We start from the raw sequence: 15,605 nt of genomic DNA, 5'->3' as shown, positions 1-15,605 counted from the left end.
GTGCAAACCGACACCTATAAAAACCTTATCCCTACACTCTTAATCCAAAGGAATACTCGTCATGAGTCTTGCTGATTCCGTATTAGCCGTGAACAACGATTTACCCATCCGTACCGACAGCCCAGTCCACAGCGGCAAGGTACGTAGCGTTTACTGGCTAACCGACGCCGACAGCCGCCGTTTAATCAAAACCAAAGGTTATAACGTCCCCGAAGATACCCCGCTCGCCATCATGGTGATAAGCGACCGTATCTCCGCCTTTGACTGTATCTTCCACGGTGAAGGCGGTTTAAAAGGCATCCCAGGTAAAGGCGCTGCATTAAATGCCATTTCTAATCATTGGTTTAAGCTGTTCGCCGAAAACGGCCTAGCCGACAGCCATATTTTGGATATCCCGCATCCCTTCGTATGGATAGTCCAAAAAGCCCGTCCCATTAAAGTCGAAGCCATTTGCCGCCAGTACATCACAGGCTCCATGTGGCGCGCCTACTCTAAGGGCGAGCGTGTATTCTGTGGCATCACACTGCCAGAAGGCTTAGAGAAAGATCAAAAGCTGCCTGACTTACTGATCACCCCTTCAACTAAGGGCATTTTAACCGGCATCCCAGGCGTGCCAGCCCAAGATGACGTTAACATCAGCCGCAGCGATATCGAAGCTAATTACCAAGCCTTTGGTTTTGAAAAATTAGAAGATATCGACCTGTACGAAAAACTATTAAAAGATGGCTTTAAGGTTATTTCAAAAGCACTGGCCGACATTGACCAAGTGTTTGTCGATACCAAGTTCGAGTTTGGCTATGTGACCGACAAAGATGGCAACTCAAAGCTGATTTATATGGATGAAGTCGGCACCCCAGACTCATCACGTATTTGGGACGGCGCCGCCTACCGCGATGGCAAGATTTTGGAAAACTCCAAAGAGGGTTTCCGCCAATTCCTGCTAAATCATTTCCCTGATCCTGATGTGCTGCTCAACAAAGACAGAATGCCAGAGCGTGAAGCCCTCGCCCGCGACAATGACCTCCCACTTGAGGCCATGATGCAAGTGTCACGCACTTACACCGGCGTTGCCGAGAAAGTGACTGGCGCGGCGATTCCGCTTCCAGCGAATCCAAAGGCAGATATCATTAAGATCCTACGGGAAGAGTATGATCTGATTCTCTAGTAGAGAGTTGTAAGCAAATCTGAGGTTTTGGGTGGTTTACCCATAGCTGAATAGTAAAAAAGGCGCTTAGGCGCCTTTTTCTTTAAGTTATTCATAAACTAAACCAATACATCGCTGATGATTAAGCACTGTCATTCCAGTGACACGCCATAAACTCATCCATGAGGGCTCGACGACGGCATCCATGCCGTCAACGGTCACTTACATGCCAATGCTTAATTCAACCAACTCCCCAGTAATCTGCATGCCTTTTTACAAGCATACACTTTGCAAATTTAACAATGGGTGGCTCGTTAAATTGTTAGCTGTTAATCTCAAAAGAGTGCAGCCTGCCCTATCTTTGTCTTAAAAAGCCATGGGGTAATAGTTTTGGGACAGAGGTTATTTTGTCGATATAGCAGGGGTTAATGAAGAAATCATTAGACGATATGTGCGCCATCAAGGTAAATAAGATCTGGAACACGAGGCTAAATTATCGTGGCAGACGATGTAGGCTCTTGGAATAGCTCCTTCCAGGGAAAAGTCAAAGCCGCCTTCTAAAAAGGCGAGTTCTTTACTGAGAGTAAGCTGGCTACATTTTAAAATGTTATTCTGTAAATTAATAGTTTAGTATTAAAGTATCTATTTTTAATGCAGTAATTTTCTAGATCTTAATTTTTGAAAGAAAATATAATTATATACCTGTATTTAAACCTAAAAAAACCACTAAAGTGCTTCACTCCTATAATACTATTTAAAACATGCTCATCTTTTATATTATGATTTCAATTCCGTCAATAATTATTCTACTATTAACCCCACATATTTCAACTCATATCTGTCATTAACAACTTCATTGTAAACTAAGGTTTAATAAGAATCATGTTTATATGTTTTAATGGGAAAGCTCAAAAACAGTTGAAAAGCAATTAACATCCAGATCACGGCAAGCTCCTCTCCTTTCATAAAAACACAACTCCTATCTAAAAATTAATTAAAAATCTATATATCTTTATTTAACTCGTTATGTGTATCAAAATAAAAACCCTGAAAATAGTCAAATGGCAAATAATAAACAGTCAAAAAATCCTGCTTTGATTGGACCTTTTCTGCGATAAGCTTGGCATTATTATACTTTAATCTATATAAGTGATCAGTAAACCCATTGATATCATTCTTTATACTTTTATAAACAATATCCATATCGATTTTTATATATTGATAGTCATCTACAAAAATGTGTGTTTTCTTTTCAAAAGAATAATCATCTGCCGCAAAATCAATATCGTCAACCAACATTTTGTAGAATACATTTTTTATATTTACATCTGTTTCATACTGCCTTTCTGTAACTTCGTAAACAAGCTTTACTCCCTTCATCTTTAGTTCTTTATTTGCAATAGTTAGTATATCAACTACTTTAGGGTCAACAAGTAAATAACGGTCTATATTTAAAAAGTATTTATAGCCACTAAGATTAAGTATTCTCCAGTTTTTAGTCAGATTAAGAAGTTGATGTTTTATTAACCTTTTATCCTTATCAACACTCATGGTATCAAAATACTCTTCAATATTGTTACTCGGGTTATAATGGGGCCTTGATAATATTTCTACCGCATATAACTTTCCATATCTATCAATAATATGCTGAAAAATATAATAGTGCTCACAACCTTTTTTTCACAATTTAATCCAAAAAAAAACACAACGTTTGCAAAGAGTATCTTTCAGCAACCTAAACATCAATTCTCTCCATAATATTTCTATATTTGTAGTAAATTATTAAACTACCAACAAATAACTAGCAAGAAATATTGCCAAAGAGACCAATGTGTCAAAAATATGACTCAATGATAATAAAAGGTGATAATATCGTTTCAAAAAAAATTAAGATTAACAATGGTTGCAGTTCTTCGTATTATCAAATTATGTATCATTCAGAGAGCCAATAAATCCTACTACCCATTGTAAAACAATAATATAATGCATTTTTGATATGGGGTAGAGTAACGGCAAGCCGCCATAGGCGACTTCCGCGCTAAAAGCACTAGAAAGCACTATTCGAATGGACATTGCTTAGCTAAATAGGTCGATATGGCTTTCTAAGCCCGCTACAAATGGAGGACAAGATCTATTTCTCCCAACACTAATTGTCAATTGCTGCAATTTTTTTAAAGATTCCATCTAACTAATCATTATTATAAGTCGTTTCTTGAATTAAATGGCCATCTTCATTATAGCTTTTCCAAATACCTTCTTTCTTACCATTTTCATAAGTTCCTTCTACTTCTATTATACCATTTTTATAATAACTCTTAAAAAGCCCCTCTCGCTCTCCATTTTTATAATATTCCTCAGCTTGCAATATTCCTTCCTCATCATAGGCTTTATAAAGACCATCTAATTGATCATTTTTATAAACGCCTTCCGCCTCTAATTTACCGTATTCATTATAATATTTAAACAGACCATTTCTAACACCATTAACATAGGTTTTTTCCACTGTTAATCTACCATTTTCATTATAACACCTCCAAACACCTTCTAATTTTCCATTTATATACAACGCTTCATTCTCTAGTTCACCATTACAATGATAAGTTCGATAAAAACCGTCTTCTTTCCCATTTTTAAAAATTTGCACTGTTACTTGACCATTTTCATTATAATATTTCCAAACACCTTCTAAAGTCCCATTTTCATAAGTCAATTCTGACTCTAACTGACCGTTTCTATAATAGCTTTTACAAATACCCTCTTCTTTCCCATTTACATAAAACTTTTCCTCCATTAGTTTTCCATTAGACCAATAATGCTTATAAATGCCTTCTCTATTGCCTTTTCTATAAGTTCCCTCTTTTTCTAACTGACCGTCTTTATAATAACTATTACAAATACCATCTAACACTCCATCTTTATAATTCTCTTCTTTTTCTAGCTGACCGTTTTCATAATAACTATTACGAATACCATCTAACTTTCCATCTTCATAATTTTCCTCAATCCTTAGTTGACCATTTTTATAATGACCTGTTACTTTTCCTGTAAATATTTTTTTACTCATTTTGCTATACCATAATTAAGATAACCCAAATTCAACTCCGAAGTGCGATACTCTAATCGAAGCAAGATTAACGCCCAAGAGTGCCAATCTCAATCTATCAGTTCTATTTTCAACCATAGTTTACTCAAAAGCATACTTATGTTAACCATAGATATAAGAGACTATCACCATGAATTATCTGTATTTGACCATAGTAAGACGATACCAGATTTCTGTTCTTTTAGAACAAAGCTTTCGATATAAATGTACTGATTGTCATCGTCCTAGTGACGATAGGCAATCCTCCCATGCCTAAAATCGGTGGGGGTTTGCATGTTTAAAAACGCCTTTTTTAATGAATTAGTTTGATTTTTGTCCCCTATATCGTCCCATCATTTCTAATGGTACTCGTTCAAGCAATTTTCGTCATAACAGATTGTAGGCAAAAATGGAAAGTGCATTATATTGTTGTTTGTAAATAGCTCTCAACATTTCTTATTAAATCTAATAACATCTACCATCAAGATAATATTAAAGTAAAAAAGGTATAACACTTAGCGTGTTACACCTCGATGATTAGTACTTTAATTTTAAGGAATTAAAAATATCTAGAATCGATATTCAACACCTAAACTTGCTTGTTTAAAGTCCGTTTCTGTATTTGCACCATTAGCTACATTATCTGCATTAATCTCTGCATCATACCAAGTGTACTCAGCATTAATTAAAAATCGGTCTGTGACTTTAAATGCGACACCTGCACCCGCAAATACACCTTCATCATCTTTATTTCCAGAAAAGCCTACGACTTTATAATCGGTGGAATACCATAGCTGCCCAGCTTTAGCGTACAACTCGACTCTGTCTACAATTGGAAACATGACTTTAAGGCCTGCAGTATAACCATCCGTTTCGGCCTTAGCTAAGTTGTTGCCATACTTGCCAAAGTTAATGTATCCACCTTCAAGGGCTAAGTACTGGTTGAAACGATAACCAACAAGACCTTGAAAAACATCGCTGTTATCATCAAAATCGTCGGCTCCATCGACCTTTAAATACCCATAGTTAGCGCCTACATAGATGCCATTTTGTGCAACATCGATGTTGTTAGAACTATTGGCATGAGAATATGTACTAAAAGACACTAAGGAAATAATGGCTGCCAAAGTAATAATGTTATTTTTCATAAAGTACTCCTAGTTAATTAATTTAAATACACTAAAGTACATTACAAATTTGATGCCAGCTTTTAATAAGTAGCATTGGACAACTTAAATAAATCAAAACTTACCTTGATTATCAATGCTATGCCATATTTAATATAATTAATTCTAAATAATACAGCTTTTTAAAAGTGTTCAAGATGCTTATGTAATGATGACAAAATTCACACTCATTCTATTTTAATGTATTTATTTCCGATGCATTTGTAACTATTTCATAAGCCATTCCATAAAATATGAGCTTATCTTATATAGTGCCGCGCCAATGTAAAATACAGCGATGTCTTATCGGGATAACGGGATCAAATAGCCTGAATTTGCTATAAATGCTGGCGGATATCCATCACATGGGCGACCAGATAGTTTTGATGCTCCAGTACACCATAGGCAAAATGCGGAGTAAATGTGCTGCTTTGCGCAACAGTTAACAAATGTAAATAACAATAACTATCATTAACACTAAAGTGCTATTGCGCTATATTGTGCCCACTTTTGCATTTGATTCTTCACACCATTGGGCCTATTGATGAACTCACCACGCTTATCCCTACTCTATTCAGCCATGTTGCTGGCGCTAGGCACCGCGGGCCTAAGCCATGCGGATGACAGTGCCACCAACAATAAAACCACTGATAATATTGAAAAAATTGAAGTGAAAGGCAGTTATATCGCTGGCTACAATGCCAGCACTGCCAGCGGAGCCTCTCGCCTTGATTTAGCAATAAGCGATATTCCCCAATCGGTATCGGTGATCACCAATGCCCAGATGAGTGATTTCCAACTCACTAACATTAATACCGCCCTCGACTCGGCAACGGGTGTGAATGTTGAGCGAATTGAAACCGACCGTACCTATTACACCGCCCGTGGTTTCGATATTACCAACTTCCAAGTGGATGGCATTGGTTTACCCTTAAGCTCGGGTAGTAATCATGCCGATGAAGATACCGCGATTTATGATCGTATCGAAGTGATCCGTGGTGCTAACGGTTTGATGACGGGCGTGGGTAATCCTTCGGCGACCATTAACTTTATCCGTAAACGCCCAACGGCCGACACTCAACTGAATATCAATGGCAGTTATGGCAGCTTTAATAACACCCGCCTCGAACTCGACGGCTCCACCAAGCTGAGTGAGAATATTGCCGCCCGCGCCGTGGCGGTAAAACAAACTCAAGACTCGTACCTTGACCGTTATGAGCAAGACAAAACCGTGCTCTATGCCTTTATTGAGGCCAATTTATCCGATAGCACCAGCTTTTCCATCAGCCACAGTTATATCAATAACGACGCCAACGGCGGCCTGTGGGGCGCATTGCCACTGTATTTTACCGATGGCAGCGCCACAAACTACGACCGCTCCACCAGCACATCGGCCAATTGGTCGGCTTGGGTGGTAGAGAAAAACAATACCGTAGTTGAACTGAGTCATTACTTTAATGATGATTGGCACTTACGGGCGACTTATTCCCATAAATCCGCCGATGAAGACACTGAACTCTTTTATGTTTTCGGTACACCTGATAAAACCACTGGCTTAGGGTTAACGGGTTACGGCAGCGCCTATGATGCGAAAGAAACCACCGATCTTGCTGATATTTATGTAAAAGGTGATTTTAGTCTGTTTGGCCGTGATCATCAGTTAGTGTTTGGTGCTAACTATTCCACCGCCGATAAACAAGAACACTCCCTCTACGATGACACCACGGGCAATGGTTTTCCGAAAATGCCCGATCTCAACACTTGGGATGGTAATACCCCGTACCCCACCTTTGTTGACAGACCATCGGGGAGCGATACCGAATCGACTCAAAAAGCCGTCTACTTTACCGGACGCTTTAATCTGTTTGAGGATATGCACCTTATCGCTGGGGGCCGTTTTAACCGTTGGGATACCAAAGGTGAATCCTATGGTAAGTCTCGTGACGCCGAAGCCGAGGAGTTTATTCCCTATATCGGCGCCGTTTACCGCTTTATGCCAGAATTGGTCGCCTATGCCAGCTATACCGAAACCTTCTTGGCGCAAACCGAAGTCGATATCAATGAGCAACCACTCGATCCAGTGACGGGTGAAAGCAAAGAAATCGGCCTCAAAAGCGAGCTATTTGAGGGTAAGTTGATTGCCAGCTTAGCTTATTTCCAAATCGATCAGGTCAACCTCGCGAAGTTAGATCCTGCCACCATTAACTTACCGCCTAACCAGCAAAAATATATTGCGGCTGACGGTATCAGCAGTGATGGCTATGAAATAGATATTGCAGGCGAAATCTATGATGGTTTGCAAGTGAGTGTTGGATTTACTGACTTCAATATTAAAGGCGATGAGTTAGTGGCCAACTACACCCCAAGCAAGCTATTCAAATTAGCGGCAACCTACGATGTTGCCCAACTAGAGGGCTTAAGCTTGGGGGTCAATATGCGCTGGCAGGATGATATTTCTCGCGAGCAAGGCACGGTCGGTGCAGGTTTTGCTAATGCGGGAGACACCATTATCACCCGTCAAGACGCTTATGCCATCGTCGACCTGATGGCGCGCTATGCCTTTAGCGAAAACATCAGCCTCACCTTCAATGCCAATAACGTGACCGATGAGAAATACATTAACAGTTTGTACTGGGCGCAAGGGTTTTACGGCGCACCAGCCAACTACAGCGCAACCTTAAGCTGGAAGCTGTAATACATGTCATCAAAGTGGGCTGCTCATATCAAGCAGCCCAAGGTCAAATCTTCACACAGACAAATAAGGCATTACCCGAATTTAAATCCCATGGAATAATTTTTTCATAGTCATGTTCAAAAATATGCACTTCAAAATAGGGGGCTAACAGTTCCTGTAGCTCAGCAAAACTGGTGGCAACCATGGCATGTTGATCCTGCCATAATTCTGTTTGGCGCTGGCTTTCCTCGGCATTAAACTCTACATCAGTGAACCGACTGAAAGGTTGATTACTCTTCTCAATACTGAGCGTTAGCGACTGTTTCTCACCTTGTCCGCTGTAATGCCAACCAGATTCAAAGGCGAAGTGGTTACCCTCAAACTCGGCAAAATGCTTAATCGAGCTTGTGTTATCGATTCTGTGCTTATCAACCGTATTAAAACAAAACAGCCCACCATCATTAAGTGCGCTATGCACACTGGCGATACAGCTTTTAAGGCGTTCGATGCAAGCACTGTAATGGATGGAGTATAAAAAACAGGTAATCAAATCGACGCGCTCTTCTAAATAAAAAGCCGTCATATCTTGGAGGTTAAACTGAGCTTCAGGGCAACGACGCATGGCCATGTCTAGCATAGGCTGATTAATATCAAGGCCACTACACTGATAACCAAGGTCGATAAAATGCCGCACATGTGGACCAGTGCCACAGGCTAAATCAAGATGTTGCTTACCATTATTGCCGAGGAACTGATGCAGACGATGGATACTCGCGCTCTGTTGCTGGTAGTTGATATCGGAACACATTAAATCGTAATAACCGGATAAATCGGTATAGAGCGCGTTGGAAGACATAGTAGCGAATAGGTAACAAGGGCAATTTTAGGTGGCGCATGATATATCAGTTAGCCGATATCAGAAACAAAGAATTATCCATCGAGTCTCAGCACGTGTTATCACTCTAATCGTGCAACGATATCAATCCACCTAACCATTTACTTTGGGGCGTGAAAGCTCAGCTCTTCATAGGAACTCAAATATTCGAGTTGTGGTTTGGCAAAATAATAACCTTGAAAATACTCAATCCCTATTCCAGCGAGATAATTAAGTTCGGCTTCAGTCTCAATGCCTTCAGCCAAAACTCTTGTATTAAGCTCTAAACAAATACGCAGTATTTCATCCACGGCTAACTGCTTTTCTTTGTCTAGATCGATATCTCGGATCAAGGTCATATCGAGTTTTAATACTTTTGGAAGAAGAGCTTCGAGCCAGCTTAAATCGGCAAAGCCACTGCCAAAATCATCGATTGCCGTGATAAAGCCACGCTTAGCATAGCTCTCGAAAATACGCATTAATTTTGCCCGATCGACAATTTGCTCGCCCTCAGTCATTTCAAACATGATTTTATGAATATCAAAACCATAAAGATCTGCAGCTTCAATCGTCGCGCGGATACAGGTCTCAGGGTTATATACGGCATTAGGTAAAAAGTTGATGCTGAGCATTTTATCGAGTCCCAGCTTTGAAGCGGTTTCTATCGCTTTAACACGGCAAGCCTGATCAAAATAGTATTTATTATCTTCATTAATCCGCTCAAACACCCACGCAGCACCTTCTCCATTTGGGCCTCGAACAAGGGCTTCATAACCGCTAATTTCACGACTAGGCCAATGGATAATAGGTTGAAATGCCATTCGGATTTCAAAGCCTAATGACTTACCACTTAAGCAATCCATGCAAGTTTGTTGCTTTATTCGAGCGGGAAAATCCATAAACGGCCTCCTAAACATTAACCTTACTAGTGTGAGGATAAATGCTTAAATTTGCCAGTTTTTACTGTTCATCATCCTAATAAAATCCATCACATATAGAGTGAAGAATGCTATTTCCAAAAATATAAAACGATTGTAAACGGCATAAAAAATGGATGAATCCCAATAGGAGCTTCATCCATCACCATATGCCTCTGACTGATTTACTTCAGTTTATAAATCACTTCGACTCTATCTTCGATGCTTACTTGGCCGTATTGATAGCTCTCGGCGGCGCCTATGGCATCGGCTTTGGCGCTCATGCGTAACATAACAGGTTGCACAGGGCGTTGATCGTAATAACGGATCTGCCAAATTTTACCGAGGTTTTCACCAAAACCTTTAGCCAAAGATTCGGCTTTTTGCTTAGCATCCGCTATCGCCTCTTGACGTGCTTTTGCAACATATTCTGCTTCTTTGCTCGACTTAAGGGCAATGTTATTCACCCGATTCATCCCCTCTTCTAAGGCCGAATCTAAGATAGCATTTAAGCGGCTTAAGTCTGTCACCGTCACAGTAATTTGGCGACTGGCGGTATAACCCGTCAATTCTGGCGCTTTATCCTGCACATACACATATTGCGGCTGCAGATTTAAATTGGCGCTTTGGATTTGATCCTTTGCTACACCAGCAGCCGTTAAGCGAGCAATAAACTTAGCCACTGCCGCATCGGAATTATCCTTAGCGGCTTTAGCGGTTTTTTCTGTCACGGCCACTTCCACATTTAAATCCGCCATATCGGGTTCGACTTGGATTTGGCTCACACCCATGGTTTCAATATGCGGAAAATCGACCTCAGCGGCGAGCACTGCTGGCGCCATAAACGCGCTAGAAAAAAGACCACCCGCCACCAATACCGCTAAAAGAGAATTTTTCATAACTTACTCCAAAAATTTAAGATAAATAAAACTGAATATTCTCGACTATCTAAACTGACTATCTAAGCTATCACTTAAAGAGACAAATACCTGTGTCAATATGTAACCCTGCTAGAAGCTAGAACCTTGCACTGATAAACGCGCTGAAATTTAAAAAGGGTTAATTTTTCTGAAAAATGTTTAGATCTTTTTATCCCGATGAGTTTTACCGCAGATCGTTGGCTTATCTTCCTATGTCCACACCCAGAATAGGCCTTTGGGTTAACTGGCATATTCAACGCCTTGGTTGTACATTTTTCAGCCAAAGCTACTGTACCTTTTAATCACTTCAGGTATAATCCGCCAACTTTTTTAAGGTAGCTTATATCTCAGCGAGAAACCATGACAGTTGAAACGTTTAAACCCAAGCAAACGACCACGCTTGATACCCCAGCAAAAACATTAGAAGCAACAAGCACTAATGCTGTGACCACTGGGAATCGCATCGGTTTCGTGTCTTTGGGCTGCCCAAAAAACCTCGTGGATTCAGAGCGTATTCTGACTCAGTTACGCATCGACGGCTACGAAGTGACTAACAGCTACGACAATGCAGACTTAGTTATCGTCAATACCTGCGGCTTTATCGATGCTGCGGTGGAAGAATCTCTGGACGCTGTACGTGAAGCCTTAGAAGAAAACGGCAAAGTGATCGTCACTGGCTGCCTTGGCGCCAAAGAGAACCAAATCCGCGAAGTGCATCCAGATGTATTAGAAATCACTGGCCCACACAGCTATGAAGCGGTGTTAAAGCACGTTCACAAATACGTGCCTAAGCCAGAGCACAACCCTTTCACCTCGTTAATCCCACAAACTGGGGTTAAGTTAACGCCTAAGCATTACGCTTATTTAAAGATTTCAGAAGGTTGCGACAACCGTTGTACTTTCTGCATTATTCCTTCACTACGTGGCGATCTCGACAGCCGCCCAGCGGGCAGCATCCTAGATGAAGCTAAGCGTTTAGTGGAATCAGGCGTACAAGAAATTTTAGTCGTCAGCCAAGACACCTCGGCCTACGGCAAAGACAAAGGCGGTCGTACCGATTTTTGGGACGGCATGCCAGTCAAGCAAGACATTACTAGCCTAGCGCGCCAACTGGGTAAAATGGGCGCTTGGGTGCGTCTGCATTACATCTATCCCTACCCATGGGTTGACGATTTGATCCCGCTAATGGCCGAAGGTTTAATCCTGCCGTATTTGGATATTCCAATGCAGCATGCTAGCCCACGTATCCTGAAGATGATGAAGCGTCCAGGCCGTGTTGACCGTCAGTTAGAAGCGATTCAACGCTGGCGTGAAATCTGCCCAGATCTAGTGATCCGCTCGACCTTCATCGTCGGCTTCCCAGGTGAAACCGAAGAGGATTTCCAAATCCTGCTCGATTTCTTAAAAGAAGCTCGTCTTGATCGCGTAGGTTGCTTTAAGTATTCTGAAGTGGATGGCGCTGTAGCCAACACCATCGCTGAGCTTATCAGCGAAGAAGTGAAAGAAGACAGATACCACAGATTTATGGAAGTCCAAGCCGAGATCAGCGCCGAGCGTTTAGCCCGTTTCGTTGGCCGCACCTTAGATATTCTGATTGATGATGTAGATGAAGAAGGCGCCATTGGCCGCAGCTTCGCCGATGCACCTGAAATCGACGGCATGGTGTTTATCAATGGTGAAACTGAACTTGAGCCCGGTATGTTGGTTCGTGCCCGCATCACCCATTCAGATGAACACGATCTGTGGGCCGAAGTAGTCGACGCTGACACTCAAGATTAAGCGAGATTCTAGGTTCTAGGTTTTAGAGCCTAGATTCTCGCAGCTGCGCCTTTTGCAGCGGCCTAGCAGGGCGAAGCCCGCCCTGCTTTCTACCTTCACTAGGCATCTGGCCCTAGCATCTTATTGGCATTGACCCACAGATCGAATTCTTCCGCCGTCACAAACTCCAGCTCTAATGCCGCTTGGCGCAGCGTCTTATGCTCGCTATGGGCTTTTTTGGCTATCTTAGCGGCCTTTTCATAGCCGATATGTTGATTCAGCGCTGTGACTAACATAAGTGAGTTTTCCAGATGCTGAGCAATCTGCGGCTCGTTCGCCGCTATGCCGACCACACAGTGATCCTTAAACGACTGGCAAGCATCCCCCAATAAGCGCCCCGATTGCAGCACATTGGCGATAATCATCGGCTTAAACACATTGAGCTCAAACTGACCATTGCTGCCGCCAATCCCAACGGCGACATCATTACCCATGATTTGCGCACACACCATAGTCATAGCCTCGACCTGAGTCGGATTGACTTTTCCCGGCATGATTGACGAACCGGGTTCATTTTCAGGCAGTAATAACTCACCGATGCCGCAGCGCGGGCCAGAACCTAACATCCTAATATCATTTGCGATCTTCATTAAACCTACCGCCGCCACTTTATAGGCCGCCGACAGAGCGACCAATTCATCGTGGGCAGCAAGGGCAGCAAACTTATTCGGCGCCGTCACAAAGGGCAAACCCGTGAGTTTTGCGATATTGTCCGCCACCTTAACGGCGTAATCCTTGTGTGTATTCAGCCCAGTGCCGACGGCGGTCGCACCTAAGGCTAGCTCAGCTACACGCTTGAGACTGTGCTCAATGCCTTCGATGGCATGACTTAACTGCGCGGCGTAACCCGAAAACTCTTGGCCTAAGGTTAACGGCGTCGCATCCATAAAATGCGTGCGACCGATTTTAACTAGGTGCGCAAACTCCTCGGCCTTCTTCTGCAAGCTCTGCTGCAATGACTTCATGCAGGGCAAAACCAGTTCCACCGCTTGGCGATAGGCGGCAATATGCATGGCGGTGGGAAAGGTATCGTTGGAGGATTGCGAGCGGTTAACATCGTCATTAGGGTGCAAGCATTTAACCGCATCGGTGAGTTGCCCGCCCGAGAGCACATGGCCGCGATAGGCGATCACCTCATTGACGTTCATATTGGTTTGCGTGCCCGAGCCCGTTTACCAAATCACCAAAGGAAATTGCGCATCGAGTTCACCTGCAATCAGCTCATCGCACACTTGGGCAATCAGTTGGGCTTTATCTTGATGCAAGACGCCAAGCTGTTGATTGGTGATGGCGGCGGCCTTTTTTAAATAGCCAAAAGCATGGATCACTTCGACAGGCATAGATGCCTCAGCACCAATACGAAAGTGCTGCCGCGAACGCTCAGTTTGTGCGCCCCAATAACAATCGGCGGGGACTTTCACCTCACCCATAGTGTCGTGTTCAACTCGATATTGCTGTGCCATGTGCATCTCCTTCGCTAAAACCCTCTAAGCGTTCACCATACTCGCTCAGGGCGAAAGTACAATTAACCTCCAACAAGGAGTATCAATAATAAAGCTGATTTAAGCGTAAAGATTGGCGTAAGGACAGATGGAAGAGCATGAATAGACTGGATTAACGAGCACTAAAACAACAAACTAAAACAGCGAACTGAGGCCGTAAAAAAGCAGATTAACAAAAGCGCAGACCTAAAAAGTCGAAAGGGGCATCGCCCTTATGCTGATGCCCCTTTCGGTTTGCTGCTTTACGGTCATATGACCCTTTGCCCTTTTTCGCTTTCTCGGTGCGGGTCCTAAACAAGGGACTCGTCACTAAGGCTTTGAGTGCATTATCGGTAATGGTGCCTCGACCACTTTCGTGTTCTAAAGTTACATTTTGCGGTTTTTGCTTAGTCATTTTATTCCTCACTGCTTAATGAAAGTTAAGCCCATGGCCTAACGGCGCAAACTATAGCGCAATCTAATCAGATGTACAGAGTTTGTGCTATCTACCCTAAAAAATGGCTTTTACCCACCTAAAAGTATGATAGATTACCTCAACAAAAATAACACATTAGCCCAACAAAGCATAAACAGTCACCGTTGAATTTAGCCATCATGTTTTGGCAAATAGATTACTGATGTAATCGCTAGATAAGGAGATCAATATGAAATCCGGATCCATATACAAAATAGGACTTACCGCTTTTTGCTTATTTATTGCCCTACAACCGATATTAAGCTATGCCTTTTCCAGCGCCGAATCCTGCGTACTCACTATGGGATATCGCACCAGCGAACGCCTTCCCTTTATTGAAGGAGAACCCAGTAATAACGGGCTATATCAGGATATCTACCAAGCTGCCGCAGAAAAAATAGGTTGCAAGCTTAATATTGTTCGTGCGCCTAAATTACGTATTTTACGGGATATAAAACTTGGCAATATCGACTTTTACCCCGGCCTTAATTTTACTGAAGAACGTGCAGAATATGCGCTTTTTATCCCTAATGGTCTGTCGGAACGTGCCATAGGCATTAGTCGTTCGGGAGCCGCAGATATTCGCTCTAAAGAGCAGTTATCCCAAAGCGGCCTAACTCTCTTAATTGCTCCAGGCAGTTATGATTTTGGTGGTTTAGCAAACAATATGCAGGTACGTAAGCCTCCAGAGCTAGATGTATCGAGAGCATTAGATTATTTATTGTCAAATCAGGGTGATATATTTATCTATGATCAAGCCACTATCAGCTACTACTTGCGAAATCGTGATAAAACTCGGTTTAAACTGCACTATACCTGCTGTGAAATCCCACAAGAAATGTATTTAGGTTTCTCAAAAAACAGTCAATATTTTCGCAGCGAACCCAATCCCCACTATCGCAGCGATAAACCGCTAAGCCCTGATAACAGCCCCATATTGTTATCACCTCAGTCTAAAGCCTATGAATTTGCCAAAGCACTGGCAGCTATGGACTCGGGTGGAGAAACAGAGCAAATTTACTTCCACTACTTTGGCTAATAGCTCAAGACAGAC

General features: G+C 42.2%; 12 protein-coding genes and 3 pseudogenes. 6 read left to right on the top strand and 9 right to left on the bottom strand.

What is annotated here, in order from left to right:
* Positions 1-61: 61 nt before the first annotated feature.
* Positions 62-1,165 (top strand): phosphoribosylaminoimidazolesuccinocarboxamide synthase, encoded by a 1,104-nt coding sequence (locus MZ182_RS02715; RefSeq protein WP_011918610.1) that lies wholly within the window; start codon positions 62-64, stop codon positions 1,163-1,165.
* A 347-nt stretch (positions 1,166-1,512) separates the two neighbouring features.
* Positions 1,513-1,616, top strand: a pseudogene (locus tag MZ182_RS02710) (transposase); the annotation flags it as partial.
* Between the two features lie 530 nt (positions 1,617-2,146).
* Here the strand turns inward: MZ182_RS02710 and MZ182_RS02705 are convergent.
* Together MZ182_RS02705 and MZ182_RS02700 are read right to left on the bottom strand one after the other, a co-directional pair.
* Entirely contained in the window at positions 2,147-2,800 is a 654-nt protein-coding gene (locus tag MZ182_RS02705) for an EAL domain-containing protein (RefSeq protein WP_264302694.1), read from the bottom strand.
* Positions 2,801-3,332: 532 nt separating this feature from the next.
* Positions 3,333-4,208, bottom strand: a complete 876-nt coding sequence (locus tag MZ182_RS02700; protein WP_248069441.1) for a toxin-antitoxin system YwqK family antitoxin — start codon at positions 4,206-4,208, stop codon at positions 3,333-3,335.
* 169 nt (positions 4,209-4,377) lie between these two features.
* Here MZ182_RS02700 and MZ182_RS21415 point away from each other — a divergent pair.
* Positions 4,378-4,488 (top strand): annotated as a pseudogene (locus tag MZ182_RS21415) (IS30 family transposase); the annotation flags it as partial.
* A 307-nt stretch (positions 4,489-4,795) separates the two neighbouring features.
* Here MZ182_RS21415 and MZ182_RS02695 read toward each other — a convergent pair.
* Together MZ182_RS02695 and MZ182_RS21410 are read right to left on the bottom strand one after the other, a co-directional pair.
* Complete coding sequence (locus tag MZ182_RS02695; RefSeq protein WP_011790808.1) at positions 4,796-5,374, bottom strand: porin family protein; 579 nt, start codon at positions 5,372-5,374, stop codon at positions 4,796-4,798.
* 356 nt (positions 5,375-5,730) lie between these two features.
* Positions 5,731-5,841 carry a DUF1569 domain-containing protein gene (locus MZ182_RS21410; RefSeq protein ID WP_411028071.1) on the bottom strand — a complete coding sequence of 37 codons (111 nt, stop codon included), beginning with the start codon at positions 5,839-5,841 and terminating at the stop codon, positions 5,731-5,733.
* A gap of 95 nt (positions 5,842-5,936) precedes the next feature.
* On the opposite strand from MZ182_RS21410, the gene MZ182_RS02690 reads away from it, so the two are divergent.
* Entirely contained in the window at positions 5,937-8,087 is a 2,151-nt protein-coding gene (locus MZ182_RS02690; RefSeq protein WP_014609787.1) for a TonB-dependent siderophore receptor, read from the top strand.
* A 43-nt stretch (positions 8,088-8,130) separates the two neighbouring features.
* Here the strand turns inward: MZ182_RS02690 and MZ182_RS02685 are convergent, their stop codons facing one another.
* From MZ182_RS02685 to MZ182_RS02675, 3 genes are all read right to left on the bottom strand, one after another.
* Positions 8,131-8,922, bottom strand: a complete 792-nt coding sequence (locus MZ182_RS02685) for a class I SAM-dependent DNA methyltransferase (protein WP_248069439.1) — start codon at positions 8,920-8,922, stop codon at positions 8,131-8,133.
* A gap of 140 nt (positions 8,923-9,062) precedes the next feature.
* A complete protein-coding gene (locus tag MZ182_RS02680) occupies positions 9,063-9,839 on the bottom strand; it encodes an EAL domain-containing protein (protein WP_011790811.1) in 777 nt (258 codons plus the stop codon).
* Between the two features lie 203 nt (positions 9,840-10,042).
* On the bottom strand, positions 10,043-10,756 hold the full coding sequence (locus MZ182_RS02675; RefSeq protein ID WP_248069437.1) for an oxidative stress defense protein: 714 nt from the start codon (positions 10,754-10,756) through the stop codon (positions 10,043-10,045).
* Positions 10,757-11,137: 381 nt separating this feature from the next.
* On the opposite strand from MZ182_RS02675, the gene rimO reads away from it, so the two are divergent.
* Positions 11,138-12,556 carry a 30S ribosomal protein S12 methylthiotransferase RimO gene (rimO, locus tag MZ182_RS02670; protein ID WP_248069435.1) on the top strand — a complete coding sequence of 473 codons (1,419 nt, stop codon included), beginning with the start codon at positions 11,138-11,140 and terminating at the stop codon, positions 12,554-12,556.
* 98 nt (positions 12,557-12,654) lie between these two features.
* Here the strand turns inward: rimO and fumC are convergent.
* Both fumC and MZ182_RS02655 read right to left on the bottom strand, forming a co-directional pair.
* A pseudogene (fumC, locus tag MZ182_RS02660) lies at positions 12,655-14,058 on the bottom strand (class II fumarate hydratase).
* Between the two features lie 208 nt (positions 14,059-14,266).
* Positions 14,267-14,491, bottom strand: coding sequence for a ribosome alternative rescue factor ArfA (locus MZ182_RS02655; protein ID WP_014609781.1), 225 nt, complete (start codon positions 14,489-14,491; stop codon positions 14,267-14,269).
* Between the two features lie 250 nt (positions 14,492-14,741).
* On the opposite strand from MZ182_RS02655, the gene MZ182_RS02650 reads away from it, so the two are divergent.
* On the top strand, positions 14,742-15,590 hold the full coding sequence (locus tag MZ182_RS02650; RefSeq protein ID WP_248069433.1) for a substrate-binding periplasmic protein: 849 nt from the start codon (positions 14,742-14,744) through the stop codon (positions 15,588-15,590).
* Positions 15,591-15,605 lie beyond the last annotated feature (15 nt).

Source organism: Shewanella sp. JNE2, assembly GCF_023159115.1.
Classification (GTDB): domain Bacteria; phylum Pseudomonadota; class Gammaproteobacteria; order Enterobacterales; family Shewanellaceae; genus Shewanella; species Shewanella putrefaciens.
This window is presented reverse-complemented; position numbering and strand designations above follow the sequence as displayed.